Source organism: Pontibacter beigongshangensis (assembly GCF_014332515.1).
Classification (GTDB): Bacteria; Bacteroidota; Bacteroidia; order Cytophagales; family Hymenobacteraceae; genus Pontibacter; species Pontibacter beigongshangensis.
Genome location: NZ_VFSD01000011.1, coordinates 88,579 through 115,577 on the forward strand (window position 1 = coordinate 88,579; position 26,999 = coordinate 115,577).

General features: G+C 51.6%; 24 protein-coding genes. 10 read left to right on the forward strand and 14 right to left on the reverse strand.

The window, feature by feature from the left end:
* Positions 1–4 precede the first annotated feature (4 nt).
* The 3 genes from FJM74_RS10635 to FJM74_RS10645 all read right to left on the reverse strand — a co-directional run bounded on the left by FJM74_RS10635 (position 5) and on the right by FJM74_RS10645 (position 3,407).
* A complete protein-coding gene (locus tag FJM74_RS10635; protein WP_187262579.1) occupies positions 5–1,147 on the reverse strand; it encodes an FAD-dependent monooxygenase in 1,143 nt (380 codons plus the stop codon).
* A gap of 310 nt (positions 1,148–1,457) precedes the next feature.
* Entirely contained in the window at positions 1,458–2,519 is a 1,062-nt protein-coding gene (locus tag FJM74_RS10640) for a lysylphosphatidylglycerol synthase transmembrane domain-containing protein (RefSeq protein ID WP_187262580.1), read from the reverse strand.
* Positions 2,520–2,639: 120 nt separating this feature from the next.
* Positions 2,640–3,407 carry a segregation and condensation protein A gene (locus FJM74_RS10645; RefSeq protein WP_187262581.1) on the reverse strand — a complete coding sequence of 256 codons (768 nt, stop codon included), beginning with the start codon at positions 3,405–3,407 and terminating at the stop codon, positions 2,640–2,642.
* A 399-nt stretch (positions 3,408–3,806) separates the two neighbouring features.
* Between FJM74_RS10645 and dxs the strand changes: the two genes are divergently transcribed.
* Positions 3,807–5,729, forward strand: a complete 1,923-nt coding sequence (gene dxs / locus FJM74_RS10650) for a 1-deoxy-D-xylulose-5-phosphate synthase (RefSeq protein ID WP_187262582.1) — start codon at positions 3,807–3,809, stop codon at positions 5,727–5,729.
* Positions 5,730–6,052: 323 nt separating this feature from the next.
* On the forward strand, positions 6,053–6,847 hold the full coding sequence (locus tag FJM74_RS10655) for an alpha/beta fold hydrolase (RefSeq protein ID WP_241739066.1): 795 nt from the start codon (positions 6,053–6,055) through the stop codon (positions 6,845–6,847).
* A gap of 424 nt (positions 6,848–7,271) precedes the next feature.
* Here the strand turns inward: FJM74_RS10655 and FJM74_RS10660 are convergent, their stop codons facing one another.
* Positions 7,272–7,688, reverse strand: coding sequence for a hypothetical protein (locus FJM74_RS10660; RefSeq protein ID WP_241739068.1), 417 nt, complete (start codon positions 7,686–7,688; stop codon positions 7,272–7,274).
* A 221-nt stretch (positions 7,689–7,909) separates the two neighbouring features.
* On the opposite strand from FJM74_RS10660, the gene FJM74_RS10665 reads away from it, so the two are divergent.
* A complete protein-coding gene (locus FJM74_RS10665; RefSeq protein ID WP_187262583.1) occupies positions 7,910–8,197 on the forward strand; it encodes a LysM peptidoglycan-binding domain-containing protein in 288 nt (95 codons plus the stop codon).
* Positions 8,198–8,374: 177 nt separating this feature from the next.
* Here the strand turns inward: FJM74_RS10665 and FJM74_RS10670 are convergent, their stop codons facing one another.
* The 3 genes from FJM74_RS10670 to FJM74_RS10680 form a co-directional block, all read right to left on the reverse strand.
* Positions 8,375–9,046 carry a hypothetical protein gene (locus tag FJM74_RS10670; protein WP_187262584.1) on the reverse strand — a complete coding sequence of 224 codons (672 nt, stop codon included), beginning with the start codon at positions 9,044–9,046 and terminating at the stop codon, positions 8,375–8,377.
* 4 nt (positions 9,047–9,050) lie between these two features.
* Entirely contained in the window at positions 9,051–9,446 is a 396-nt protein-coding gene (locus FJM74_RS10675) for a hypothetical protein (RefSeq protein ID WP_187262585.1), read from the reverse strand.
* Positions 9,447–9,532: 86 nt separating this feature from the next.
* On the reverse strand, positions 9,533–9,952 hold the full coding sequence (locus FJM74_RS10680; protein WP_187262586.1) for a nucleoside-diphosphate kinase: 420 nt from the start codon (positions 9,950–9,952) through the stop codon (positions 9,533–9,535).
* Positions 9,953–10,189: 237 nt separating this feature from the next.
* Between FJM74_RS10680 and FJM74_RS10685 the strand changes: the two genes are divergently transcribed.
* Genes FJM74_RS10685 through FJM74_RS10695 form a run of 3 tightly spaced genes read left to right on the forward strand, consistent with a single transcriptional unit; the run spans position 10,190 to position 12,764 of the window.
* The gene (locus FJM74_RS10685) at positions 10,190–11,209 is read left to right on the forward strand and encodes a DHH family phosphoesterase (protein WP_187262587.1); all 1,020 of its coding nucleotides are present in this window, start codon (positions 10,190–10,192) and stop codon (positions 11,207–11,209) included.
* Between the two features lie 25 nt (positions 11,210–11,234).
* Positions 11,235–12,215 carry an FKBP-type peptidyl-prolyl cis-trans isomerase gene (locus tag FJM74_RS10690; RefSeq protein ID WP_187262588.1) on the forward strand — a complete coding sequence of 327 codons (981 nt, stop codon included), beginning with the start codon at positions 11,235–11,237 and terminating at the stop codon, positions 12,213–12,215.
* Between the two features lie 12 nt (positions 12,216–12,227).
* On the forward strand, positions 12,228–12,764 hold the full coding sequence (locus tag FJM74_RS10695; protein WP_187262589.1) for an FKBP-type peptidyl-prolyl cis-trans isomerase: 537 nt from the start codon (positions 12,228–12,230) through the stop codon (positions 12,762–12,764).
* Positions 12,765–13,283: 519 nt separating this feature from the next.
* Here FJM74_RS10695 and recO read toward each other — a convergent pair.
* The 4 genes from recO to FJM74_RS10715 all read right to left on the reverse strand — a co-directional run bounded on the left by recO (position 13,284) and on the right by FJM74_RS10715 (position 18,026).
* Positions 13,284–13,997 (reverse strand): DNA repair protein RecO, encoded by a 714-nt coding sequence (gene recO, locus FJM74_RS10700; protein ID WP_187262590.1) that lies wholly within the window; start codon positions 13,995–13,997, stop codon positions 13,284–13,286.
* Positions 13,998–16,370: a type IX secretion system anionic LPS delivery protein PorZ gene (porZ, locus tag FJM74_RS10705; protein ID WP_187262591.1), complete on the reverse strand. Its 2,373-nt coding sequence runs from the start codon at positions 16,368–16,370 to the stop codon at positions 13,998–14,000. It lies immediately after the preceding gene.
* Positions 16,371–16,578: 208 nt separating this feature from the next.
* On the reverse strand, positions 16,579–17,172 hold the full coding sequence (locus tag FJM74_RS10710) for a thymidine kinase (protein ID WP_187262592.1): 594 nt from the start codon (positions 17,170–17,172) through the stop codon (positions 16,579–16,581).
* Between the two features lie 533 nt (positions 17,173–17,705).
* The gene (locus FJM74_RS10715) at positions 17,706–18,026 is read right to left on the reverse strand and encodes a 2Fe-2S iron-sulfur cluster-binding protein (RefSeq protein ID WP_187262593.1); all 321 of its coding nucleotides are present in this window, start codon (positions 18,024–18,026) and stop codon (positions 17,706–17,708) included.
* A gap of 43 nt (positions 18,027–18,069) precedes the next feature.
* Between FJM74_RS10715 and FJM74_RS10720 the strand changes: the two genes are divergently transcribed.
* From FJM74_RS10720 to FJM74_RS10735, 4 genes are all read left to right on the forward strand, one after another.
* Positions 18,070–19,161 (forward strand): hypothetical protein, encoded by a 1,092-nt coding sequence (locus FJM74_RS10720; protein ID WP_187262594.1) that lies wholly within the window; start codon positions 18,070–18,072, stop codon positions 19,159–19,161.
* Positions 19,162–19,427: 266 nt separating this feature from the next.
* A complete protein-coding gene (locus FJM74_RS10725) occupies positions 19,428–19,814 on the forward strand; it encodes a hypothetical protein (protein WP_187262595.1) in 387 nt (128 codons plus the stop codon).
* A 494-nt stretch (positions 19,815–20,308) separates the two neighbouring features.
* Positions 20,309–20,761 (forward strand): hypothetical protein, encoded by a 453-nt coding sequence (locus tag FJM74_RS10730; RefSeq protein ID WP_187262596.1) that lies wholly within the window; start codon positions 20,309–20,311, stop codon positions 20,759–20,761.
* A gap of 175 nt (positions 20,762–20,936) precedes the next feature.
* On the forward strand, positions 20,937–21,929 hold the full coding sequence (locus FJM74_RS10735; protein WP_187262597.1) for an AAA family ATPase: 993 nt from the start codon (positions 20,937–20,939) through the stop codon (positions 21,927–21,929).
* Between the two features lie 192 nt (positions 21,930–22,121).
* Here the strand turns inward: FJM74_RS10735 and FJM74_RS10740 are convergent, their stop codons facing one another.
* From FJM74_RS10740 to FJM74_RS10750, 3 genes are all read right to left on the reverse strand, one after another.
* A complete protein-coding gene (locus tag FJM74_RS10740; RefSeq protein ID WP_187262598.1) occupies positions 22,122–22,355 on the reverse strand; it encodes a hypothetical protein in 234 nt (77 codons plus the stop codon).
* Positions 22,356–22,790: 435 nt separating this feature from the next.
* Positions 22,791–24,143, reverse strand: coding sequence for a T9SS C-terminal target domain-containing protein (locus FJM74_RS10745; RefSeq protein WP_187262599.1), 1,353 nt, complete (start codon positions 24,141–24,143; stop codon positions 22,791–22,793).
* A 48-nt stretch (positions 24,144–24,191) separates the two neighbouring features.
* Complete coding sequence (locus FJM74_RS10750; protein ID WP_187262600.1) at positions 24,192–26,993, reverse strand: TonB-dependent receptor; 2,802 nt, start codon at positions 26,991–26,993, stop codon at positions 24,192–24,194.
* Between the last annotated feature and the right edge of the window lie 6 nt (positions 26,994–26,999).

The following is a 26,999-nucleotide window of genomic DNA, read 5'->3' on the forward strand; positions in this document are numbered from 1 at the left end:
ATCCTCAAAAATCCACCTGATACAGCCACTCCATCTGGCGCTGCGTCATAAATCTGGGTGCGAGCCGGAACAGTGCGTTGCGGCTGCGATAGAGCCAGGGGCTTTCCCACTGCGACACCTCTCCCAACAGGCGCGAGAGCCGGATAACCTTTGCCGTTCGGGCTACCCTGCGCTTCTGGTAATCAGTTAAGGCAACGCTAACATCCTGCGCCTGCTGCAGGCACTGTCCCAGCACCACGGCATCTTCTATGGCCTGGCAGGCCCCCTGGCCCATGTTGGGTGTGGTGGCATGCGCCGCATCGCCCAGCAAGGCCACACGCCCGAACACAAACTGCTGCAGCGGCTTCAGATCACCAATATCGCCCCAGATCAGCTTCTCAGGACTGGTGGCCGCCAGGATAGCAGGCACGGCAGGCGGCAAATCTTTGAAATGCTCCGCCAGTTGTACCGGCGTGAGCTGGCCCATGCGTGGATCCTGCGCTGGCGCATTGATGCAGGCATACCAGTAGATGGTATTGCCCTGCAGCGGCGCAATGCCCACTCGCCCTTGCGGTGCCCAGGTTTCAGCAGAGATCGTGTCGTTTATCTGCACGCCCGGGTTCTCTACAATGCCGCGCCAGCAGGTGTAGCCGGCATAGCGCGGCAGGCGCTGGGGCAGCAGCTGCCGCCTGATTACTGAATTAATGCCATCTGCCGCCACAAGCAGGTTGGCAGTGGCCTGGGTGCCGTCGGTGAAGGTAACGTGCACCTGCTCGCCCTGCTGCTCTATGTGCTGGCAGCGCTTGTTCAGGAAAAGGGTGCTGGGTTGCAGGTGCTGCTGGAGCACCTCGTGCAGGTCGGCCCGGTGGATCACAAAATTGTTGATGCCGTACTTTCTGCTCAGCGGGCGCGTGTCCATGTCGCTGATCACTTTGCCTTTTTCATCGAAGATGGTGAGGGCTATGAGTTGCTTTCCGCGCGCCACCACCTCATCGGCCACGCCCAACCTGGAGAGCCCCTGTATGGCGTTGGCAGCCAGGCCTACGCCTGCCCCAACCGGTTTCAGCTCCGGCGCCGCCTCGTACACAGTTGCCTCCATACCAGCTTGCTGCAACGCTATGGCCGCGCACAAACCACCTATTCCCCCTCCGATAATAATTACTTTCATGAGTGATGCATTGGTAAAAAGAACTGCGGCAGGAGCGACAAGAGCTGAAGCGCCTCCGAAAGGCCACTTTCATTCGAATTATTTCTGGTTGTTGATTGCTGATTGTTAAATTGTTTAATGGTTGATCTCGAAATTTGAAGATGGACCGGAAAATATCAATCAGCAACAAGTCTTGTGTCTTACGTCCTGTGTCCTGTGTCTTTAAAAAGCCTCCGGAGGGCCTTTTTCATTCAAATAATTTGCTGCGCAGCCTTCTCTCCCGCTCGCCCAGATACTCACAGGTCTGAAAGACGCAGTGAGGTCTTGAACATTACTTCATCATTTCCTTCTCCGCTGCAGACTTGCCATACACCTTTGCCAGCCAACGGGGCAGGAACACCGAGCCCAGCAGCAGGTAGGGATAGTACGTGATCAGGCGGTAGAGCACCACCACAATGGTACTGAAACGGCCCAGAAAACTGCCGAAAAAGCTCGGGAAAGCCATCTCTACAATGCCTGCGCCACCAGGCGTTATGGCCACCAGCATCACGATCCAGAAAATAAGGTTGCGCGACACAATGAGCATGTGCTCCCCGAAGGTAATATCCGTAAAAGCGGCAATCAGACAGTTGAGCAGGAAATAACGGGCACACCATACAAATATGGTAGAAATAATGGCACGCGCCCAGTAATTAAAGTCTTTGCCTCTGAGTTGCTGCGAAGCCCACACAATCTCGTTGCCATGCTGGAAGGCATTAACCCGCCACCTGCGCAGAAACCCCCAGGACGTAATACGCAGCAGGAGCCACTTAAAGGCGCGCGGCCTTACAAAAAGGGCATAGATCATGATGAACGTATACACCGCGATGAGTGCATAGCTGATGTAGAAGGCCATCCGGAGGTTGGCTGCAAAAGAGGGTTCCAGGTTGAAGGTAGGAAAAACCTCGCCCTGGGTAGCCAGCAGCACCAGCGGCGCCGCCATAATAAAGAACATGTTGTCGAGCACCGCCGTGAACATAACATAGGCCAACGATTTGCCTAGCGGGATGCCCTCTTTGTTCAGGATGATGGTAGCCACAGCCGTGCCGCCCACCACGGAGGGGGTAATAGCTGAAGCAAACTCCCAGAGCACGATCACATCCAGGCTGTTGCGCCAGCTCAGGAACTTATCGGTCAGGCTCCGGATGCGGTACATATAGCCCAGGTCACGGATCAGGAGCACTGCAAGGGCCGCCGCCAACCAGCCCAGGTGTGCCTGTGTAATACCTTTCAGTTCGGTGAGCTGGTCGTCTTTCAGAAGAAGCCAGACAGTAGCCGCCAGGCCCAGCAGCACCGGGATCAGGACTTTTACAGGGCTGAAACTCTTAAGTATTGTCTTTCGATTCTGGTCCATGAAGGTGTACTGGTCACTTGCCTCCGTCAGTAGCTGTTCAGCAAGTGGCAGGCAAAAAAACTAAAAGATTCTGAAAAGCGAAACATTGGCAACCGGGCCGGTTGACAGTATAACGTGATCCTACAAAAGCAGTTCGGTTACCTGGCTGGCGTCTCCGGCAGCCACCGTAATGGCAAAATCGTTAAACTCACCGCCAACCTCCACGCCTATCAGGTTGAGCTGCAGCATCTCCAGTATGGCGAGGAAGTTAAAAATCATCCCGATCTTGTCTGGGAAAGCAGCGATAACTTCCGAAAAAGTCATGCGAGTTCGCTCCTTTACCGCTTTCAGAATATAGTTTTTCTGATCTTCTATGGTATAGGGGTAAGTAATAACGGTGTGCCGCGGGTGGTTCTGCTCTTCCTCGAACCGCCGCATGACCTTGTCGAACACACGCATGATCTTGTAGAGGCTCAGGTCCTGCAGCTCGTACTCGAAGTGGTTGGCATTGGCGATCTGCTGCAGTTCCTCTTGTATGTTGCCCCGGTTCTCCTGTGCCAGCCGCTGCTCCTCCATGGTCGTCAGGTCGGGTATAATGTCTTTAAACCGCTTGTACTCCAGCAGGTGCTGCACCAGCTCCTGGCGCGGGTCAATCTCGTTTCCTTCTTCGTCCTTTTCAGTGCGGGGCAGCAGCATTTTGGCCTTTATGCGCATCAGGGTGGCCGCCGTCAGGATAAAATCGCTGGCCACCTCTATGTTCAGCTTCTCCAACTGCCGGATATAGCCCACAAACTCATTTGTAATCTGGAAGATAGGAATGTCATGTATATCCAGCTCATCACGCTCGATAAAAAAGAGCAACAGGTCGAACGGCCCCTCAAACAACGGTAATTTTATCTCGAAACTCACTTCTATAGCTATAATTTCAAGTGCAACAAGCCACACTTCACACAAAAATAAGTATTTTCAGGATAACGTGGGCTCCTTGTCTGGCCTTAACCGGAGTTCCTTCAACATTCGTCTCCCGAACAAATTGATAGAAAGGCCTGTATACAGATAACATTTGTTAGCCCACCGGTATGCCAATACCCAACCGGGGCAAGTGAAGCAGAAACGTACAGCAGCAGGAAAGACAGTTTTGAAGCGGCCGTATTGTTAAATTTATTTAACTTTACATTTTGGCAATAAGAAACTTTTTTTCAGAACTTGTTCTTTTAACCCGCGCGTTGGAACAAGGCTGTAAAAGAGCTTGGCGTACAAGCAAACTTTTGCTGAAATAAATTGTTAGAAGTCTATAAAGACAATTCTATGATTCTTAAACCAGGAGAGCTGCTTGCCTCCATAGACAAACCTGCCGACCTCCGGAAACTGAAGGAAGAGCAATTGTTGCAAGTGTGTCAGGAACTGCGGCAATACATCATAGACGTGGTTTCGATCCATGGCGGGCATTTTGGTGCCAGCCTGGGGGTGGTAGAACTCACAACAGCACTCCATTACGTTTTTAACACGCCTTACGATCAGTTGGTATGGGACGTTGGCCACCAGGCGTACGGCCACAAGATCCTGACCGGCCGGCGGGATATTTTCCATACAAACCGCAAGTATGGCGGCCTCTCCGGTTTTCCGAAGCGCAAAGAGAGCGAGTACGATGCCTTTGGCGTGGGCCACTCCAGCACGTCTATTTCGGCAGCCTTGGGCATGGCGGTAGCCTCGCAGTACAAAGGTGAAAGCAAGCGGCAGCACATTGCCGTAATCGGCGATGGCGCCATGACGGGTGGGATGGCCTTTGAGGCCCTGAACCACGCCGGCGTTGCCAACGCCAACCTGCTGGTGGTGCTCAACGACAACTGCATGAGCATAGACCCTAATGTGGGCGCCCTGCGCGAGTACCTCACCGATATTACCACCTCCCGCACCTACAACAGGATGCGCGACGAGATCTGGAACATTCTTGGCAAGATCAGCAAGTTTGGCCCTAATGCGCAGCAAATACTCTCTAAAGTGGAAGCGGGCGTAAAGGCAGCTCTCCTGAAGCAGAGCAACCTGTTCGAAGGCATGAACTTCCGCTATTTCGGACCGATAGATGGCCACGACATTCATCATATGACCTCGGTGCTGAACGACCTGAAGCATATTCCGGGGCCTAAGATACTGCACGTTCTCACAACCAAGGGCAAAGGCTTCGCCCAGGCCGAGAAAGAGCAGACCAAATGGCACGCGCCCGGCCTTTTTGACAAAATTACCGGCGAGATCTATAAAAAGCATTACGACACGCCCCAGGCACCTAAGTACCAGGATGTGTTTGGCCATACCATTGTGGAGCTTGCCGAGCAGAATCCTAAGGTAATGGGCGTAACGCCTGCCATGCCGTCTGGCTGCTCCCTCAACATCATGATGAAAGCCATGCCCGACCGCGCTTTTGACGTGGGCATTGCCGAACAGCACGCCGTTACATTCTCCGCCGGACTGGCTACCCAGGGGCTCATTCCGTTTTGCAACATCTACAGCACCTTTATGCAACGCGGTTACGACCAGGTGGTGCACGATGTATGCCTGCAAAACCTGCCCGTGGTCTTCTGCCTCGACCGTGCCGGCTTTGCCGGAGCAGATGGTCCTACGCACCATGGCGCCTACGACATTGCCTTTATGCGCTGCATCCCCAACATGGTGGTGTCGGCTCCCATGAATGAGCAGGAACTTCGCAACCTCATGTTTACAGCCACGCAGGATGGTGCAGGACCATTCACCATTCGCTACCCACGCGGCGAGGGCGTTATGCCGCAATGGCGCACCCCGCTCGAGCTGATAGAAATTGGCAAAGGCCGCACCGTGCAGGAAGGTGAAGAAGTGGCCTTGCTCACGTTTGGCCACATCGGCAACTATGCCGTGGAGGTTTGCCACAAACTAAGCTTCGAAGGCATTACCCCTGGCCACTACGACATGCGCTTTGCCAAACCACTCGACGAGGAACTGCTGCACCACATCTTCAGCAAATACGATAAAGTGATTACCGTGGAAGACGGCTGCCTGCAAGGCGGCTTCGGCAGTGCCGTCCTGGAGTTTATGGTCGACAATGGCTACACGGCCCAGGTAAAGCGCCTCGGCATGCCCGACAAAATATTTGAGCACGGTTCGCAGGAGGAACTTCACCGCGAAGCCGGTTTCGACCCGGCTGCTATTGAGCGTGCCATGCGTGAGATGGTGGCGGTTAGAGTGAAGGTGAAGATTTAAGGACATGAGGAGTAGATCTCAAAACTCCTTGATCAGTTTTGATTTATAGATTTAGAACCGCCAGTGCTGCAGAAGCGCTGGCGGTTCTTTTATTTAGTAACTGTTGTTGTTGTGTAGCATCAGGAGTAGCAGAGCCTCTGGAGGGCCTATTACATTCAAATAATCTAGCTTGTGCAAACCTCGCAGGGGGCGTAACAGCGGGAATAATAGGGCCAACGTTTCGTGAGACCATCATAGACCCGCCCGAACCATAGACCTGCCTTTAGAGTAACCCTATACAGGCCACTCCCTTTTCTGCGGAATTATCTTAAATTTAAAACATCATGAAGAAAACTATGGAAAATAAAACCTATTCAGATAATGGTGCCGGCGACACACTGGTTTTTCTGCACGGCTTCTGCGAAAGCAAGCAGGTATGGGAAGATTTCACGAAACCGTTGCAGCAGCACTACAGAGTCATTGCGCTGGACCTGCCGGGCCATGGCAGCAACACGCAAAACATAAGCAGCTACAGCATGGAGCACATGGCCGATAACGTAAAGCAGCAGCTCGACAACCTGGGCGTGCAGCAGTGCATGTTGGTGGGGCACTCCATGGGCGGCTACGTGAGTATGGCATTTGCTGAGAAATACGAGCCCCAGCTCCAGGGAATTTGTCTTTTCCACTCCTCTGCCCTACCCGACACCGAAGAGAAAAAGGAAAACCGCAACAAGACGATTGAGTTTGTGGAGCAGCACGGCGTCGACAAATTTATAGAGCCCTTTATAGCACCGCTCTTTTACGAAGACAACCGCGACCGGCTGAAAAGCGACATCGAGCTGATGAAAACTATCGGAAAGCAGACGCCACAGGCAGCGGTGACCGGCGCGCTGGCCGCCATGCGCGACCGCCCCGACCGGCGCAAGGTGCTGCAGGAGCTGAAATGCCCGGTTCTGTTTATTTTCGGGAAAGAAGACGGGGCCGTGCCACTGGAGAAAGCGCTGGAGCAGTGCCACCTGCCACACTACAGCACGGTGCATTTTTTGGGAGAAACCGGCCACATGGGCATGTTCGAGCGCAAAGCCGAAACCCGGCAGGCAACAAAGCAGTTTGCCGAAACTGTTTATGAGCGATCCTAAACAGCCACAGCCGGCAGACCGCAAGGCGAAGGACAACTGCTAAAACTCTCCGGCACCTGGCCAAGTGACTTAGCTATTAGATGCTTGATTTCAGATAATCGCCTTTCGAAATGGTTATGAGAGAAAAGTTGATTGTTTGTAAAGTCTGTTCTGTTTATTCATGTGCAAATCTTCAAACTGGGAAATCAACCATTAAGTAATTTAAACATTCCACACTCAGCAACAAACAATCCTCTGGTTAGCACATCAGCACAATAACCAATTATGCTAATGAAACAGCCCCTCAAGAGGCAAATATAGCTGCTGTAGTTCCTTGTTTGTTTCCTCACCTAAAAAAACAACAGCGGCCGGCACTCCTGCCAGCCGCTGTTGTTTCAACTTGAATATTTACTCATTCACTTATTTACCCATTCACTCACTCCGCTTACTGTGCCTTCAATTCCATTTTAGAGCCGTCTCTGGCTACCAGGCGCATTTCCTTTTCGGTTAGCTGCTCCACATCAAAATTTTCGGAAACATCTGTCCCCTGAAACTGGAGCGAAAGCCGCTTGGCCGCCTGATCAAAAGACCAGGTGCCTGTTTGCAGCGAACCGCCGCCGCCCAGGGCAAATCTGCCATCAGAATAAAACTGCATGGTTTCCGCCTTCTCTTCACCTGTCAGCTTGTCTTTGTCGCCAGTGGCAGTCAGTTCCTTGTCGGCTTTCCAGGTTTTGCTGCTGCTCCCCGATATCATGTTCTCGGTTCCTACTTTCTCGTTTCCGCCACAGCTTACCAGCACCAGCATCAGCAACGCGAGCGCAGCAGTGTACCATTGGCTCATTTTAGGTTTCATATTTTCCATAGTCTTAAAGTTTTTTATACTAGTACCTTACCCTACCCGCTAAAGTTGTGCAGGATGGTTTGATTACGGGTAATCAAGTTAAGAAGTTGATGTCGGCACCTAAATCCTGAAAGCAGCCACTTCTTAGAACTAACTGAGACAGTTGGCGTATTAAACAGGTACGCAACAGGACTTTAGCCTGGCAGGTTTAAAAAACATGTTTGATTTAAAATATTTTATATATGGGACTGAGTGATTTTTTTAAGAAAGGAAAAGAAGAGCCTGCAAAGCCTGCACCGGCTAAAGGTTTTCAGCAGCCAAACGCTGCCCCCGCGCAACCGGCTTCTCCACCAAACACTCCTAACCAGGATGTTTACACGGTTTCGAGTGGCGATTCGCTCTCGAAAATTGCCAAGAAGTTTTATGGCGATGCCGGCTCCTGGAAGAAAATATACGAGGCTAACAAGGCCACCATCGGCTCCAACCCGGATCTGATAAAGCCCGGGCAGCAATTTGTCATTCCACGGTAAGGAAGCCAAAGACATTCAAAAAGCAGCGGCAGGCTCTGTAACAGGGCCTGCCGCTGCTTTTTAATTAAATCACAGATTATTTGGATTTCCCGGATTATACGGCTTTATAAATTATTCTAATAAAAAATGCCCTTCAGAGTTTCTGCTGCTGCTCAAAACTTCTACGCCAAGAAAATTTTACCGCATGCTGTAGTTTAAGCCTATCTGCAGCGCCAGGTCCCGCTCCTTAAAAGCTGTTTCGGCTGCTGCCAGCCTGTTGCTCACCCCAACCTGAAACTGCCCCACAAGCGCCAGCTTCTCCGTAAGCTTTACCTGCAGCTCCAGCGGCAGATACACAGGCAAGCGCCTGTAGGTATGGTTGTCATAGGATTCAATCACGTCTTTTCCTCCATAAAAAAGTGCGCCATCCAGATACACTTTCGTCTTTGTAAAGAGGAGGAGGTGAGCGCCTACTCCTGCCCCTACAGCTACCTGGCTTGATAGGTGATGCAGGTAAACGCCGCTGATGCCCGTTGCCACGCTGAAGTTAACAGACTTGGCATCGGCCATGGAGTTTCTGTTCTGGTCGAGCACATGTATTTCTCCGGCATGCTGGCGGCTGACTGTGGGCTGCAGCATGAACTGCAGGGCTCCTCTGTTGCCTGCCGGTATGGCAGCCCAAACGCCTGCGCCCACCTGCAGCCCTGGCTTATAATCATAATCAGTGCCTGAAACACGGGCGTAAATGGGCTTTTCGGCGGAGGTGTTGGTGGCTACTACCCCCACTCTGCCCGCGAGTCCCCAACTTATATGCTGCCCATGGGCGAAGGCCGCAATAGTGAAAGCCAGAAAAGTAAGAATTGCTCTCATATCGCTACTCCGCTTTTATTAACCTGAACCGGCTTACCTTATCGGCCAGGTGCACTTCGCTCATGTAAATACCTTTGGGCATACCCGAAAAGTTTATGATAGCCTGATAATCGCCGGTTCCGGCCGGGAATTCGATCTTCTTGCTGTATCTCCCTTTCTCATCCGACAGATACACCACCACCTGCTCACCGCCCTGCAGGTTGACATCTACATGAACCAGATCGAGGAAAAAGGTAGGATACACCCAAACGGCATCGGAGCTGAGCAGCAGGTCAGATTTGGCTGTGATGGTGTAGCTGAGGCTCTGAATACCGGAGTAGTCTGGTTCAGGATCTGCCGTGTGGCAGCCGCTGAACAGCAACAGACTGGCCACAGCAGTAACGCAAAGATTTTTTTTCATGGAGGTGGGTTAATTCGGAAATAAGGTCCAAAAAAAGGCCCGCCGAACAACGTTGCTCAGCGGGCCTCTTAAATAATTATTTCTGACTAGAAACGCTCGTCGGCAGAGAAGAAGAAATCGCCTTCGATCTGTGCGTTCTCATCGGAGTCGGAACCGTGTACGGCGTTTGCCTCGATAGACTTGGCATACACCTTACGGATAGTGCCCTCCTCGGCCTGAGCCGGGTTGGTGGCGCCTATCAGCTTACGGAAATCTTCTACGGCATTGTCTTTCTCCAGGATCATGGCCACGATAGGACCGGAAGACATGTATTTTACAAGGTCGCCATAGAACGGGCGCTCTTTGTGCACTTCATAAAACTTTCCGGCACGCTCTTCGGTAAGCTGCGTTTTTTTCATAGCCACTACACGGAAGCCGCCTTCTTCTATCATTTTAGTGATGCCGCCAATATGGTTTTCAGCCACTGCATCGGGCTTAATCATGGTAAATGTCTTGTTTGCTGCCATTTCTGTTGCTCTTATAATATTAGGTCTATATATTGTTTTAGCGCCTTGCCAATTGCGCTGCAAAAGTAGTGAATTCTACGGATTGTCACCTACTTTCCGGCTTTACTTTATATATTCGCCTGCCTTTGGGAGCTTATAAAACAGCATGTGCCACCGCAATTTAATTGCATTAGAAGTTATTTTTCCCCAAATTCGCACCTTATTTCCTTATAAATCAGAGGAGTTATAACTTGCAGTATGCACGATATTAATGCTCTAAAAGAGCTTTTAAAAGAGCCTAAAGAGGTGATGATCACCACACACCACAAGCCTGATGCCGATGCATTGGGGTCTTCGCTGGGTTTGGCGGGTTATCTGAAAAAGAAAGGGCACCGGGTTACGGTGATCACCCCTTCCGATTACCCCAGCTTTCTGGCTTGGATGGAAGGCAACGACGAGGTGCTGGTATATTCTGAGAAGAACGATACGCTGGTGCGCCGGATCATCTCTGAATCGCAGGTAATATTTTGCCTTGATTTTTCGGCCCTCTCGCGCATCCACGAGATGGGAGAGTATATTCGGGAGGCCAAGGGCACCAAAGTACTCATAGACCACCACCTGGAGCCGGAGAACTTTGCCGACCTCGACTACGCCGACAGCAGCGCCGCCGCCACTGCCGAACTGGTTTACGACCTGATAAAAGCCATGGGCGACAGAGACCTGATCGACACTCGGATCGGGGAGTGCCTCTATGCCGGTATTATGACCGACACTGGCTCTTTCCGCCACCCGAGCACCTCCCAAAACGTGCACCTGATCATTGCCGACCTGCTCCAGATCGGGGTCAATACCTCCAATGTGCATCGCCTAATCTACGACAGCTCCTCGGAACTGCGCCTGCGCTTTCTGGGTTATGCCTTAAAAGATAAGCTGGTGGTGCTGCATGAGTACAATACCGCGTATTTTGCCATTACAGCCGACGAGCTGAAAGCCTACGACTCTAAAACAGGCGACACGGAAGGCTTGGTTAACTTTGCCTTGACGATTGAAGGCATTGTGTTTGCCGCCATCATCATAGACCGTGGCCAGGCCGTAAAAATGTCGTTCCGGTCGGTGGGCACTTTTTCGGTGAATGAGTTTGCCCGCCAGAATTTCAGCGGAGGCGGACACCGCAATGCTGCCGGCGGCATATCGCATGAATCGCTGGAGGCGACGGTGAAAAAATTTGAGAGCCTGCTCCCCCTCTACAAAAACGAACTGCTGAACAGCACCAAGTAAACAAATCATTTTCAACCTATACACAATGCTATTTAAAACCAAACTTTTGTTGCCAGTTGTAGCTGGTGCCCTGTTGTTCCAGGCATGTAACAAAAAAGACGAATTTCAGACATCGGCAAACGGGCTGAAGTACAAAATTTATGAGCTGGACGACAAAGGCGAGTACCAGGCAAAAGGCAAAGTGGCCGATGCAGACACATCCGGCGCCCGCATGGGCCAGATCATCGCCTTCCACATGACGCTGAAAAACGCCGAAGACTCTGTGCTGGTAGACACCCGCACGCAGAAACCGGCTTTCCCGGCCATGTTGCCTATCGTGGAGCCAAGTATGAAAGGCGGCCTCGAAGAAGCCCTGATGATGCTTTCTGACGGCGACAGCGCCGTGTTCAAGATCAACGCCGACTCGCTTTTCGCGCACACCTACAAGCAGCCGCTCCCTCCTTTTATCAAGCAAGGCTCCGACCTGACCTACTTTGTTAAGGTAGACCGTGTGATGAACCGCGAAGAGGCAGAGGCCTATCAGCAAAAAGTTATGGAGGATATGCAGCAACAGGAGCACGCCGAAATGCTGCAAAACCTGAAAACTGACAGCGCCATGGTTGCCCAGCTGAAAACCGACAGCACCATTATCCAGAACTATGTGAAGGAGCAGAAGCTAACTAACGTGCAGAAATCGCCACTTGGTGTATACTATACCGTAACGCAGGCCGGCCAGGGCCCGCAGGCAGCAGCCGGCGACCTGGTATCGGTGCACTACAAGCTTTCTAACCTGAACGGCAAGCAGCTCGAAACGTCTGAAGGCAACGATCCTTTTAAATTCCCGCTGGGCCGCGGACAAGTGATACCAGGCTGGGACGATGCCATTGCCCAGCTAAACGAAGGCAGCAAAGCCACGTTGCTTATTCCTTCGCCGCTAGCTTACGGCGCACGTGAGCAAGGCCCGGACATGCCGGCCAACTCCATCCTGCGCTTCGACATTGAGCTGGTTGATGTAGAGAAACAATAACAATTTTTGAATATGCGTACATTTCCCTTTTTAACCAATTTCAGCAAGAAAGGCATTTTATCCAAAGCGCTCTTTCTGCTGCTTGTGGCCGCCTCCTTTTCTGCCTGTAAAGAGCCCAAAAACCCGTATGTGTTCGACACCGAAGGGCAGAAGCTAAAAGATGAGCTGGTAATCAGGCAGTATTTCCGGGCAAACAATGTAGATACGACCAAGGTGGTGAGAACCGAATCGGGGCTGTACTACCTGAACGTGACCCCCGGCACCGGAGACTTGATTAAAGCGGGCGAAATAGCCGACGTGCATTATATCGGGACCAACATCTGGGGAAACGAGTTCGACAACTCCTATAACCGTGGTTCCTCGTTTAGTGTAACGGTAGGAGCTGGCAGAGTTATAAAAGGATGGGACGAAGGCCTGCAACTGATGAAGGTGGGGGAAGAAGCCCGTTTATTTGTTCCTTCCCATCTGGGCTATGGCCCCCGTGGTTCCGGCTCTATCCCTGGCAATTCGATCCTGATTTTTGACATGAAGGTATTGCGGAAACGATAAAGCGGCATATTTTAAATAAAACAGAAGAGACTGCTCCGGGAGCAGTCTCTTCTGTTTTATGGCCTCTGCTTCCTGGTCCTGCTCTGCTGTCTAAATCCAGGTAAATACAAAAGGGCAACACTATTAGCGGTGAAACAAACGCGCTGTTTTCTTCATACCAGGTATTATGCAGCAGGAGCAGCAGAGCCTCCGGAGGGCCTTTTTCATTCAAATAATTTCTATACAAGCCTCGCAGCGTGCGCAGCTCCAGCGACTGATTTTGCCTACAAGATCTGTTACTGGAGCTGCGCACGCTGTGAGGTCTTTGCTGCTACTTCTCACTATTTGCAGTGTACGTGCCTCAATAGTCTGGTGGCAGAAATCATGGGAGTCTCTGCCAAAGTGCTTTACGTCAGTCAATTATTCTAATCAAAACCACCCTCCGGAGGCTCTGCTGCTCCTGCTGCCGCCTCTTTGTTTGTCCTCATAAGCCAAACCGGTCGAAGTGAGGGGGTTGAAATAATTTGATAGCAGCAGTCTCTACTCCGACAGCACCTCCGAGAGCACCGCCAGCGACTTTATGTCTCCCAGTTTCTCCACATGCAGCTGATAATACCCGATAAGCACCGACAGCAGCTCCCGCCTTACCTTACCGTTCGGGATACTTGCCTGGTCCGGTGATCGTAGCAGCTGATCGAAATAGACCTCGTAGGCCTGTAGGGCCAGCACGGGTGGAACCGTGGCAGCTCCGACCGCACGCGACGAAAAAGCCACCTGCTCTATAATCTCAGCGCCGGAACTGGGGCCAAAGCCTAAATGGTGGCTCAGCTGCAGCAGAAACTCCAGATGGAAATTCTCGAAGCCCGTCTCCAGCTCATCGAAGTGAATAATGGCCTCGTAAAGAAAGGCAAACAGCGATGGGTTCTCCTCCTCTTCCTTTACCGTGCGCGACACCATTTCTGAAAGAAACAGGAGAATGCTGCTCTTCCTGATGTCGAAAGGAATGGTGCTGAAGGGGTGAGCGGACCTGTATTCCGAAATACGTGTAATACCTCCTCGCTGCGAGGTGTACACCACCATTTCGAGCAGCGTGAAGGGTTGAAAAAGGGCAATGCGGGAGCCGCTGCCTTTTTTGCGCACACTGTTCACGATATAGGACTGCACCCCCAGTTGCTCCGTGTATACTTTGGCGATAATGGAGGTTTCCCGGAACCGGATATAATTCAGGACAATGCCTCTAGTTTTTACCAGCATCTATTCCAGTACGGCTATTTTACTTACACAGGCCTGGGTACCATCCCGGTCGGAGCTCATAACCAGGTACACACCCGGTTTTACACGCTTGCCATTGTAGCCACGCGCATCCCAGGTCACGGTACCGCCGGTGGCCTGCGTTTTGTGCACGAGCACTCCTGCCACATCGGTTATCCGCACACTGGCATTGTTCGGAAGCCCCGAAATGCCAATCATGCCGCTGTAGTGGCGCTCCACCGGGTTCGGGAAAACGGTGGCGCAGTCGGGATTTCCCTCTGTAATGGTGGCTCCTGCCCTGTAGGAGGCAATACCGGCATCGGTAGCCACAAACACTTCGCCTGAGCTGTGCTCCACCGCCACCGACAACACTTTGTCGGAAGGCAATGGGCTGTTTTGAGTTGTGAAATGATGGATCAGTTCTTCGCCGTCGGGGCTGAAAAGCCAGAGGCCATTATCGGTTCCCATCCATTTGCGGTTAGCACCGTCCACGGCAATGGCCCGAACGGTTTGCCCGTCTAAAAGCGGCCTTCTTTCAAAGATCGGGATATAGGCATCGAAGGTCTGGTTGGAGAAGATGGTGCGGGGGTCGGTGTTGTAAAATACTGCTACGCCGGCTGCTGTGCCTATCCAAATGGCCCCATCCATGTCTTTTGCCATAGCATAGATATAGCCATCCGGCAAGCCTCCAGCTCCTGCTCCTTTAGAAACCAGCCTCCGCTCCTTCGTTTCGCTGTTAAACACATAGAGCCCGGTTTGAGCCGACACGCGCCTGCTTATGGAGAGCCACTTATTGCCATAGTCGTCGAGCAGCAGTTGGTCGAACCTGGAGGCGTCCGGAACGCCCGGCATGTTAAAAGCTTCCCAGCGGCCATCGGGGTACAGGGCATGCAGGCTGGGCTGGCCCGTCTGGTGGTTGCGGTTGGTCATCCAGACCACTCCCTCCCGGTCCACGGCCAGATCTGTAACACGCACATACAGGGTTTTGTCTATTACATTGCTGTTGTCGTTGGCGCTGACGAGGGTGCTGTTGTGGCCGTTGTAGAGTTTGGACTTACCCAAGCCGTTCCACTCCAGCAAGCCATTACCAAAGCTGCCGAAGTACATCTTATCTGTAACCGGATTATACACGGCACTTACCAGGTCTTTCCCTCCTGGATAAACAGCCGTATCAGGATAGAGAAAGCTGTTATAATTCTGCCACTCGCCCTGGCGGTATTCAAAAAAGCCCTCATAGAGCTCCCGCTGCACATACGATTCGGTATAGCCGCCGCTCAGGCCATACACGGCCCCATTGCCGACATACATCTTAAAACTGTTGCCGGAGTAAGGCCCGTTTGGTGCAAAAGCAACGGCACCGGTGCCTGCCAGAGAGGCTCTTACAAGACCACTAGAACCATCTGCTACCCACAGGGTGTTATCTCCGCTCACCAATGCCTCATAGGTATTGCGCATCAGGGGGCCCTTCAGCACAGTCGGCTGCCAGGCCTTGTCCAGGAGAAGCAGGCCATCGCCGGCAGAAACGATCAGGTACTCCCCTTCGGCTCTCAGGCTGCCTAAATGAGGAAAGGCGGGCGCAGGCAGATGCTGCCAGCTACCAGTATGCCAGCGGAACAAGCCATGGTGCCTTGTGCCGGTCACCACCTTCTCATTAAAGACCGCCAAGGTTACGGCCGCCTCCTGAAAAGGCAGACCTGTGCTTTGGCTCTTCCAGTTGTTAAAGTCCTGCAGGTTGGTGCCGGTTAGTTTTGCGGCCAGCACGCCCATATTCGACGCTACAAAGATGCTGTCTCTGAGCACAGCAGTGGAGTTTACCCGCAGCATTTCGCCCGATGGCCCCAGGTTGCTGTAGGTATCCCTGATCTCCAGCCGTACCAGGTCCAGCACCACTACCCCAAAACTGCAGGAGAGGTAGGCCATCTTGTTATGAATAAAAATCTGGTAGATTTCTTTCTCGCCTGTAATTGTTTTCCGGAAGATGTCGTTGATGTTGATGATCCGGTTGCCGCGCAACAGGTCGATGTTGGTGTTGTTGTAGGCGATTACCAGGGTCTCCGTGCCTGGGTCGTAGCGAAGCGCGCTGATGCGCTGCTCCCGTAGCCCATCGACCTTGGTTAGGGTCTGGACGGCATTAAACTCTTTGTCGTAGAAAAAGAGGCCTCGCTCGGTGGCGCAGTATACCTTGTCTGGTGTTTGGGCCACGGCCCGGCCCTGCTGGTAAGGCACGTGCAGCTGCCACCCTCCTATGGCTACCCGGCTCTGCCCATGCACGGTGCTACTTCCACTCAACAGCCAAAGCACTACGAATAAAAAGACTGTATAGAGCGCCTGCTCTTGTAAAGGTCTCACTTTCATGTTCGGTAACAGTATCTTCATGTGTTGTACCAGGTACTTCTGATGGTTAATGGCTGCACGCCTTTCCTAGGCCAGGCCGCTGCTTCTCTGTCTGGCCTTCCGGCGCCATCTTGCCACATCAGCAGCAGAGACGGTTAGCCTTATATGCATAAGTAACAGAAAATTACGAAGAATATTATGCCTTGCACAAGCTGCTACTGCTTCTGCTGCCCCCAAGTGTCGGCCCTGCTTATCGCCTGGCTTTGCGGCCCTCCAGAAAGCAATGCCGGCAGCGGGCCTCATACGATTCGGTTTCGCCGAGCAGCACCTGATTTTCAGACACGGCATTCCGGAAAGAGTAGTTGGCAATATCGCCGCACTGCACACAGATGGCATGCACCTTGGTAACATACTCCGCCACCGCCATCAGGTCTGGCATGGGGCCAAAAGGCTTGCCCTGGTAATCCATGTCGAGGCCGGCTGCTATAACGCGCACGCCGCTGTTAGCCAGCTTTACACATGCCTCTGCCAGGCCACTGTCGAAGAACTGCGCTTCGTCTATGCCCACCACATCGCAGCTGCCGCCCAGCAGCAACATATCCTGCGCAAAATCTATCGGGGTGGAGCGAATGGCGTTGGCGTTGTGCGAGACCACATCCACCTCGTGGTAACGCTTGTCTATGGTCGGCTTAAAAATCTCCACCTTCTGCCTGGCAATCGTGGCCCTGTTCAGGCGGCGGATCAGTTCTTCGGTTTTCCCGGAAAACATGGACCCGCAGATCACCTCTATCCACCCCCTCCTGTGTGCGTGGCTTCCGTTGCCAACGCGCGGTTCTATAAACATTTATCAATAAATTTTAGATGCTAGACTTTAGATTCTAGAGTAACATAATAATGAGCTGCCGCTCTGGTTGAATAGTTTGGCCCTTCTGAATTTTTCTAATAAAAATGGCCCTCTAAAGCTGCTTTTAGCTGCTGCTGCTCTCCAGACACTCGCAGGAGCTACGCATGCTGCGAGGCCTTTGCAGCTGCTCATGTTGCTTAATTATTTGAATGAATTTGCCCCTCCGGAGCCATTGCTGCTATTGGAAACGGACACAAGATGCAGAACCTTCTTTAAGATGTATGCATGAAGAGTGGATGATTTTTTAAAAGCTTTTCCCGGTTATTCATCTCCACATCAACCATGCAGCCATTTAACAATTCAGCAACGGACAATCAGCAGTTATTCCAATCAAATAGCCCCTCAGGAGCCGTTGCTGTTCCCCTGATCCTGACCTGCCCTCTTCCCTCCAGTCTCGCATTCGCCTCCTTAAACACGCACAGGCCCTGAAGACGCTGTGAGGTCTGCAGCCTTCAACTTTCTAACTTTCTAACTCAAAAAGAGTATTGCTGGTGCGGCAGCTTGGTCTGCTCCGGCACCAGCCCGGAGGCCTTGCCATGCAGGGTGGCCTGGCACAGGAGGCGCTCATTTTGCTGCAGCCTTCCGTTGTCGCGGTAGCGGGTTTCGGTTGCTGTTAAGGCGCCAAAATGCTCCAGCCCTTCCGTTACAACCAGGCGGCAGGTGGTGCAGCGGCCCTTGGCGCCGCAGGCATGCATCCAGTCTATGCCCGCTGCCTGCAAGGCCTCAAATACCGTCTGCCCCCCGGCCACCTCCACCTGCCGGTTGGCCAGGTTCTGCACGATCAACTTTGGCATATTATTTCTATCTTTACAGTTTACAGCAGAACGTAAACCTAATATGGAAGACAAATATAATCAATTACACCTAGAGCGTTACAGCAAAGACCTGGCAAATCTGCTCTGCGACCGCCATTTTGCGTCTTACGACACCGTAAACGGCCCTCAGCTGCTGGGTTTTACCCCTGTTAAGCAAGTTAACCTTTTCGTGATAAAGGAGCTCCTGATGAAATGGCACCACGAAATGGCCAACCTCCGCAGCCCTTATTTCGACTATGAGCATGAGGATGTGAAGGAGGCGCTGCTCAACTTCATGAACGTGGTTTCTCGCAAGATCCTGATGAAGCGCAACGCCTTTGAGCCGCTGCTGCAAAAGGCGGTTTACGACACGTTTCTGATGGTGCTTGCCCCTGCTACTGTTTTTGAAGAAAAGTTTCTGCGCATACAGGAAGAAATTACGCTGCCCAAGCTGCAGGACAACCTCAAGTACATAGACCTCGAAAAACAGCTCTTTGCAGGATTTATAGACACGCTTTCGCCCTCCAACCGCGACCGCGACTATATTCTGAGCCGGTTCAGGCTGTACGTAAATGCGAACGCCAACAACCGCACCCCGCTGCAGGAAATCACAGATAAGTTTAATGCCCTGCTGCCGATAAGCGACCAGGAACTGCTGCGCATTGCCGTGCCCGCTGCCCCGGAGGTGGCACGGCCAACCCCGGCAGCCCCCGAAACGGAAAAAGACGTGGTGGCCCCGATCCACACAGCCCAGCGCGAAGCCTCTGCCGCGCCCAGGCCTGCCACGGGCCAGGGCAGCCTGAACGAACGCTTTAAAACCGCAGAGCGCCCTACCCTGAACGAGAACTTCTACAAAGGCGCTGCAGTGGCCTCGCTGGCCGACTCGCACAGCAACCGTAAAATAGAGTCGCTGAAAAACTCCATCTCCATTAACCAGCGCTTCAGCTTTATAAACGAGCTGTTCGATGGCGACAACATGACCTATTACCAGTCGATTAAACAGCTGGACGAGTATGGGAATTCTGAAGAGGCAAAACACTTTGTGACACAGGAGCTGGCCCAAAAATACGACTGGAGCAAAAAGCAGGAGCACGTAAGCAAGCTGCTGCACCTCATCGAGCGCAAATTCTCCTGATCCTGAACATGCCTCCCGCCGCCGGCGCAGCCCCACTGCGCCGGCGGCGGCCCTTTGTGGCTGCCTTCTGTTTTTTACAGATAAATTTCTTATACCGAATAAGCCGGCAGCTATTGCAATTCTGAAGCCTGAGCCCTATTTATGCATATTGTTTAATTTACCGGGCCCTGATTGCCGTGGCAGCCTTTTCAACATTTTTTTAGAGAGCCTCGACACAAACCACCTTTAATCTCGTAATATCAACCTGAATAACTTTAAGACCGATTATGAAAGACGAATTTGACTTTGATGAGGATGCTAATTTTAGCTTCGACGACGAGGAAGAGGATGATGACTTTGGGATGACGTTTGAAGAAGATCTCTACCTCATGATAAGGGAGAAACTTCGTGACACTATTCAAGAGTACAAGGCCCAGTTCCCGGTCCTGAAAAAGCTGGAAGCCTCTGTCAGCAGCTTTAAAGTAAAGGTCCCCAATACCGACGACTCCAAGTTTTACCCGCTGGCAGCCAAGCTTCTTTCCGAGCACATCAAACCGCTTACAGAAGAATCTGAAGAGATTATGGAGATCTACACTGCCATGCAGGCAGACATTGCCCGGTTTAAAAACCAGCGTGCCCACGGGCATGAGGGCGACCTGTATCTCTCCGCCTGATCTTAATAGCGCAAAGGGCATTTATTGTGTTGCCCGGATGCCCCGGCATTTTGTGTTTCATTTAGATAAAATGAGGCAAAACCATATTTTCTACTTCATTTATTGAAAAATAAGCCTAACTTAGAGCATAACTTTAACTGTTGGGCTAAAGTATAAGGATAAAAGGTGTCTGAACCTTAGCGGCCTCAGACACCTTTTATCTAAATTTTTCAAGTGCCTCTGAAGCTGGTATTTGCTACCATACAGGAAATCTGATACCAGAGATACGATAGAGTTAAACATTAAAACCTGTATCTTGAAACGAATAGTAATTTTACTCTTTACATTTGCAATTAATTTGGCAGCAGGAACCTGACGAAAGAATAGAAGAGATTCTTTTTTTACTTGCAACCTTTTGATGACTTAGTGAATCTTAAGAGTAAATAAACCGACACTTTGTGATACTATCGCCTACACTATTTCAGAGATTCAACAAACTTAACACTCCGTCACGCATGGCGTCTGCCAGGCTGATAGACGGGGAGCAATATCTTATCCAGACAGTTGATAAGAAACTGGCCCTTACCACCCATCGCGTCATCCAGATTCGCAGCCCCTGGGACCTGAGAGGCTGCAACTCCATTATGCTGGAAGACATATCGGACTGGGAAATAAAAACCACAGGCAAGGCACTTTACCTGGGCCTGAGTATTGCAGCAGCCCTGATGGTGTATGTCAACGATTCGTTTGCCCTGATGAGCGGCTTCTTCCTGATGCTCTACGTGATGACCCGCTACCGCCGTGTACACATCCTGTCGCCATCTGCCACCATGGTACTGCCCCTGGATGTGGAGGAGTCGCAGCTCGAGAAGCTGATAGAGATGGTGCGCCAGGCAAAAAAGGCAAGGGTAAGCAAATTAACGCCCCAGGAACAGCCGCCCTGCAAAGATCAGGATCTAGCTGCTTAAACCCGTCTGCTCCTGCCGGACTTCCCTCCTTTTCCCATCAGTTGTTTCTTTGATATGCTTAGCGCCGGAAGGCGCTATTTTTTTTGCCTCAGCCGCTCCCTCCTGCAGCAGAAGTATTGGTATAGCTGCCCGAATATCCTTATCTTTAAAAGTTTTACCGGATACAGCAGCAAACATGCCAGCAGAAGAAACACTATATCAGGACAAGGTGAAGGCCCACCAGCAGAAGATAAAGCAGGTATTTAGTGAGATGGGAAAAGTGGTAGTAGGTCAGTCTTATATGGTGAACCGGCTGCTGATAGGCCTGTTTACGGGTGGGCACATTCTGCTGGAGGGTGTGCCTGGCCTTGCCAAGACGCTCACCATCAACTCCCTCTCCAAAGTGCTCCGCCTCGATTTCCAGCGCATACAGTTCACCCCCGACCTGCTCCCCTCCGACCTGATCGGCACGATGATCTACAACCAGAACGCCTCCCGGTTTGAGGTGAAAAAGGGTCCGATCTTTGCCAACCTTATTCTGGCCGACGAAGTAAACCGCTCGCCGGCCAAGGTGCAGTCGGCGCTGCTGGAGGCAATGCAGGAAAAGCAGGTAACCATCGGAGAAACCACCTTCAGCCTCGATCTGCCTTTTCTGGTGTTGGCCACGCAGAACCCGGTGGAGCATGAGGGAACTTACCCGCTGCCAGAGGCACAGGTAGACCGCTTTATGATGAAGGTGTACATCGACTACCCCAAAAAGGCCGACGAACTGGAAATTATGCGGCGCATGGCCAACATGTCTTTTAACGATACCGTGGCCAAGGTGCTCTCCAAAGAAGACATCTTCGCCATCCGGAACGAGATTAACCAGGTACAGATCTCCGAGACGCTGGAAAAATACATTATAGAGCTGGTGTTTGCCACCCGCCGCCCCGCCGAGTACGACCTCAACGAGTTTGCCGATTACATCCAGTTCGGGGTTTCGCCGCGGGCTAGCATTGCCCTGAACCGTGCCGCCAAGGCCGTAGCCTATTTCGACGAGCGCGACTATGTGCTGCCCGAAGACATAAAAGACGTGGCCTACGATGTCATGAATCACCGCATTATCCTCAACTACGAGGCCGAGGCCGACAACATTAAAACCAAAGACTTTATAGAAGCTGTGTTGCGGAAAGTACCCATCAGCTAACACGGCACCTCCTCTGGCAGCCGCTGCGGGAAAGGGAGCGTTTCTGTTGTAATTTTTACAATGGCAACGCTCCCTTTTTTTGTTGCGTACTCCATACTCTCTGCTAAACAGTAAAAGAAGCTGCTTTACAGGCGCTTGCTGCTGCAGAACAAAACACTTTACTTACTAACAAAACAGACTATGTTAAGAGGCTTAATGAAATTTTTCCTGCTGACCAGGCTCTTTGGCGGTGGCGGCAGAAGAGGCGGTGGCAGAGGCTGCGGTGGCGGCTGCGGAATGAGTGGTCTGGTACTGATCGTGCTGGTGGTTGTCGGCTTTCTTCTGCTCAGAGGCTGTGATGGTGGCGCGCCTGTGTACGATTTTTAGCAAACAATCCGGTGTGGAGTAGCACCAGCAGAGCGCAGCACCTCCAGAGAGCATTTTCATTTAAATAATTGGATTGCATAACATATCTAGCAGTTTGAATACACGCATGCATCTTGCCATACCGCTGGTTTAGGCGCAGCCGTAACTAGTGGGAAAAATGAGGCAAGTTTTCAACTTGCGAAATGGTGGTTTGCGCAATTCAAAAACCTGCCATCATACTAAACCATATTTGCGCTTAGGTGATTAGCAGTAGCGCTTAAAAAAAGAAACCCGCCTTTTGGCGGGTTTCTCGCAGAGTGGGAGACTAAGCCACTCTACTACGATTGCAGCATTACTTCTCACCCATAAATTTGCAATCAAATTCTTATCCGGCGGCAGCAGCAGCTAACTGGAGCTATCAATTATTTAAATAAAAACTGCCCTCCGGAGCCTGCTATTTCTGCTGCTGCTCCTGCTACTATAGCTTTCTGAGCCTTCGCTTTTTCAAAATACAACTTAGTAAGCCGTATTTTTCGGGTCGAAGTTGGCCCAGCCAGCGGTCCAGTCTTCTGCACCGAATGCCCCTCTGAACTCTACTCTCTCGAAGAAGCTGTCGAGGCCATCGAAGCTGGCACCACCCTGCAGGTTATTTCCTGTAAAGGAAGGACGGCTTGTCTGGTTAAATCCTCCGCTGATGTTCAGAGTCGCATTGTCTGCTTCCACGCTGTTTCCGTTGCCTGCTGCGTTAAACCAGCCAGCTACATCAAAGGTGCTGCCGCTCTCCACTGTAAGTGCGTTGGCAGAACCTGAGATCACCGTGTTTTTAATGGCCATGGTACCTGCAGTGGCGTTAGCCTGGGTTTTAGTGCCATCGAGCAGCAAGCCTGTAGGCCAGCCGGCCACCAGGGAGTTGTGCAGCTGTATGTTGCTGTTGCGGCGAATGTGCAGCCCTCTTCTGAAGTTAGTGTTGAACGTAGTAGAGGCCGTGGCCTTTGGTCCGAAAAGGCTTACGTTAGAGAAAATGGCAGATGTTTTTGGCGTGGCATCAGAACCCTGCGCATCTCCGTCAGACTCAAAACCGTTGGAACCGGACGCATCGGCCAGCGTTGGGTCAGAAATACCCACCAGGTACTGCAGCTTGCCAGAGTAACCGTTGTCGGTATCGAACATATCGTCTACTGTCTTAAAAGCGATCAGGTGTTTGGCGTTTACCGTGCCGCCGAACATTTCAAACGAGTCGTCGCCGCAGTAAGACACCTGCACGTAGTCTATCACAGTACCAGTACCCACGCCTCCTAAAGTCAGGCCATTAATCTCGTTGTCTGGCTGAAAGGCAATGCCTGGGAACTCAATTCGCACAAACTTTACAACACCTGAGTTATCGGCTGCATCTGTACCACCATATTCTCTGTCTACACCACCCTCTATTTTAGCATTGTTGCTTGGCAGGTTGGTAGGTGCTGCTCCCAGTATAATCAGGCCTCCCCAGTCGCCGGGATTTCGGCTGCCGGCAGGCTGCGCAGAGGTAAATACGATTGGTTTCTCTCTGGTACCTTCGGCCATTATTTTTGCGCCACGCTCAATAATCAACGTACCCATACTGGCTTTATCCCCCATGATTACGGTGCCGGGCTCTATGGTAAGCGTAGCACCAGACTTCACGTACACAAAGCCTTCCAGCAGATATTTCTGGTTTGCGCGCATGGTAAAGTTCTCTTCTGAGGAACCGCTCACTACGGTCATGCCGCTTCGCTGCGTTGTTGTAAACTCCAGGCCTTTCGGGGTAGTCCCTTCTTTCTCGTCGTCGTCGCAGGCGAAGAAGGTAACGGCCATAAATGTTACTAGAAGCAAATTAAATAGCTTTTTCATAAGTTGATTTTTAAAAATTGGTTTAGTTAGTTTAGTTAGTTGTGTTGTCTAAAATTTGTAGGTGATGCCCACCGTACTGTAGGTACCGCGCTTGTATTTCTGAACTGTCTCATCCACAGCTCCTATCTTACCATCGCCATCAGAATCCTGGATCAGGTGCACACTCTGGTTCAGCAGATCCTGGAAACCGCCTTTCAGCTCAAAGTTCCGGCCCAGGCTCTTGGTTATGGTCAGGTCGAGGAGGTGGCGCGGCATTTCGTATACCGTAGGGTTAGCATAGGAGCCTACCACAAATATCCGGCGGCCCACTACATTGTAGAGCAGGTTTACCTGTAGCCCCTTGTCTGCATCCTCGTAATAAACCCCGGTGTTGAGCACGTATGGCGACTGCCCCATCATAGGTCTGTTCTCCGACTGGCCTACTGCTCCCGCACCCAGTTTCACGTCGCTTCTGATCAGGGCAGCGTTCACCACCAGCGTCATGTTCTGGATAAACCTGGAGCCTGACAAATCGAGCAGCGACTTCCGGATTTCGGCCTCTATGCCGTAGCTGGTGGCATTGTCGGCATTTCCGAAAGTGATGGCGTTGCCGATGTTGGTTACTTCAAAGTAGTTCTCGATCGGGTTCTGGAAATACTTACCGAACACTCCCACCGACAGCACCTCTGTTGGGTTAGGGTAAAACTCGTAGCGGAGGTCGGCGTTGTAGATAGTTGGCGTTTTAAGATCGGGGTTACCGGATATCTCGAACAGGTTGTTGAAGTCGAAGTAGGTGAAAGGTGCCAACTCACGGAACTCCGGTCTGTTGAGGCTGATGCTGCCACCGGCCCGAAGCATGGCACGCGGGCTCAGGGCATAGGTCAGGTTGGCAGCCGGCAGCACCCGCAGAATTGGGTTTCTTACGTCTACTTTTGCTCCGCCTAATTTGACTGTGCTGAGTTCCTGCTGGTTATACTCCACCCGCGCTCCACCTGCCACCGACAGCTTGTCTGTTACAGGAGTTGCACCTCCTATATAGCCGGCCACCATGGTGTTGGCTGCCGTGTAGGTATCGCTGGGGTTAGTGCCTTCTTTTATCACCAAGCCCGTTTCCGGATTTATGTTCTGCGAAGCGAAAACCTGGTCTAATGGCTGCAGAGGAATATTCTGATCAAATTGCAAGGAATTAGCAGGACTATAAGAGAAGAATCGGGCACTGAAGTCTCTGTCTTTTCGCTCGGCATAAAAACCAACCCTGATCTTAGGGGCATTCTCTGAGGCAGAATCGACCGGGTTAAAGCGGTGCTCCAACTGGCTGTTGGCGGTCAGCGTTCTTTCGTTTAGCTCTGAGTAGAAGCGACCGGCATCGGCTAAGCTCGGTGTTGCTTTGAAAGCTACGCTAAAAGGTTCGTTAGTACCCATGGGGCGCTGCGTGCGCACCCTTCTAAAATCCGGTTCATCGCGGTTGGTAAAGGTGTAGCCGCCTGTCCAGGTAAAGGTGGTTTTATCATCTTTAGAGTCATGAGTACCCTGCACGTTGCCCTGGTAGATGGTGCGGCTCAGGTAGCGGAGCGATGTGTTCCGCTGGTCCAGTTGGTTAAATTTCTCTATGCCAGCCCGGTTCAAAACCTCGCTCTGGCCAAGTTGCACAAACATATTCCTGAACTCGATCTTGTTGTAGTTATTCAGGCGGGCCGACCAGTTGTGTATGGCCGACAAGCGAATGTTATGTGCCGAAATATCATCTCTATAGTCAAACCCGGGTTCGCTGCGGCCCAGCTCTTTGTCATACGACTCATACCGGGTGCGCTGCGCCTGCGAAATGTGCGTGCGGGTGTTGCTGTAAGAGATAGCTGAGATATTGCTAAAGCGAATGTTTCCGATATCAAATTTCCGGGCCATATCCAGTGAGGCACGAATGTCGGGCATGGCTGTGGTGTTGTCGGGGGCCCAGGTGTTGGGCAGTTGCTTTCCAAGCTGGGCTAGCTCGTCGGCATTATTAGTTTCTACTTTGCTATCCGGAAAAGCTTCCGGCAGCTGACGAGTGCCATTGTCGAAGCCCAGGAAATCGGTGCTGCTGCCGTTGTAGGTTTTAAAACCTCTCAGCGTAGTACCTCCCCTATAAGAAGTAGAAAGACTGAAATTGGTGCGGTTCTCTACCACAATGTTTTTGGTGTATACTTTAATAACACCACCGCCAAACTCACCAGGCAGCTCTGGCGATCCGTTTTTATAGATCATGATACGGTCTATCACGCTGGTAGGCAGTATATCGAAGGAGAAGGATTTGGCGTCGGGCTCAGTGCTTGGGGCAAGCACATCGTTCAGCATGACGGTGTTGTAACGCTCGTTCATGCCCCTGATCACGATATACTTATCGTTCATGATCGTTACGCCGGGTATGCGTTTAACTGTTTCGGCGGCATCACGGTCCAGCGATTTTGCTATCTGCTCCCCCGATACCCCGCTTACCACCACCTCACTCTGCCGCATATCCTCTATCAGCGCCATCTCGGTGTTGGTTTGCCGGGTACCCACAATGGTTACGGCCTGGAATTCGGTAACATCCTCCTCTATCTGCACATGGAGGGTGGTCGTTTTTCCGGGCGCTACTTTTATATTCGTCAGTTCAGCCTCTCTGTAAGAAACAGACTTTATGGAAATCTGGTAAACTCCCGCATCTAAGGGCAAGGCGTATTTGCCATCCAGGTCGGTGGCAGTTCCTTTAGAAGATCCTTTGATAAAAACGACCGCTCCGATAATTGGCTCTCCGCTGTTCTTATCTGTCACGGTTCCGGCCAATGTGCCCTGCTGGGCGAAGGCGGTAAAAGAAGTAGTAATAATGGTGAGAAGTGTAAATAAGAATTTCATGTTTCT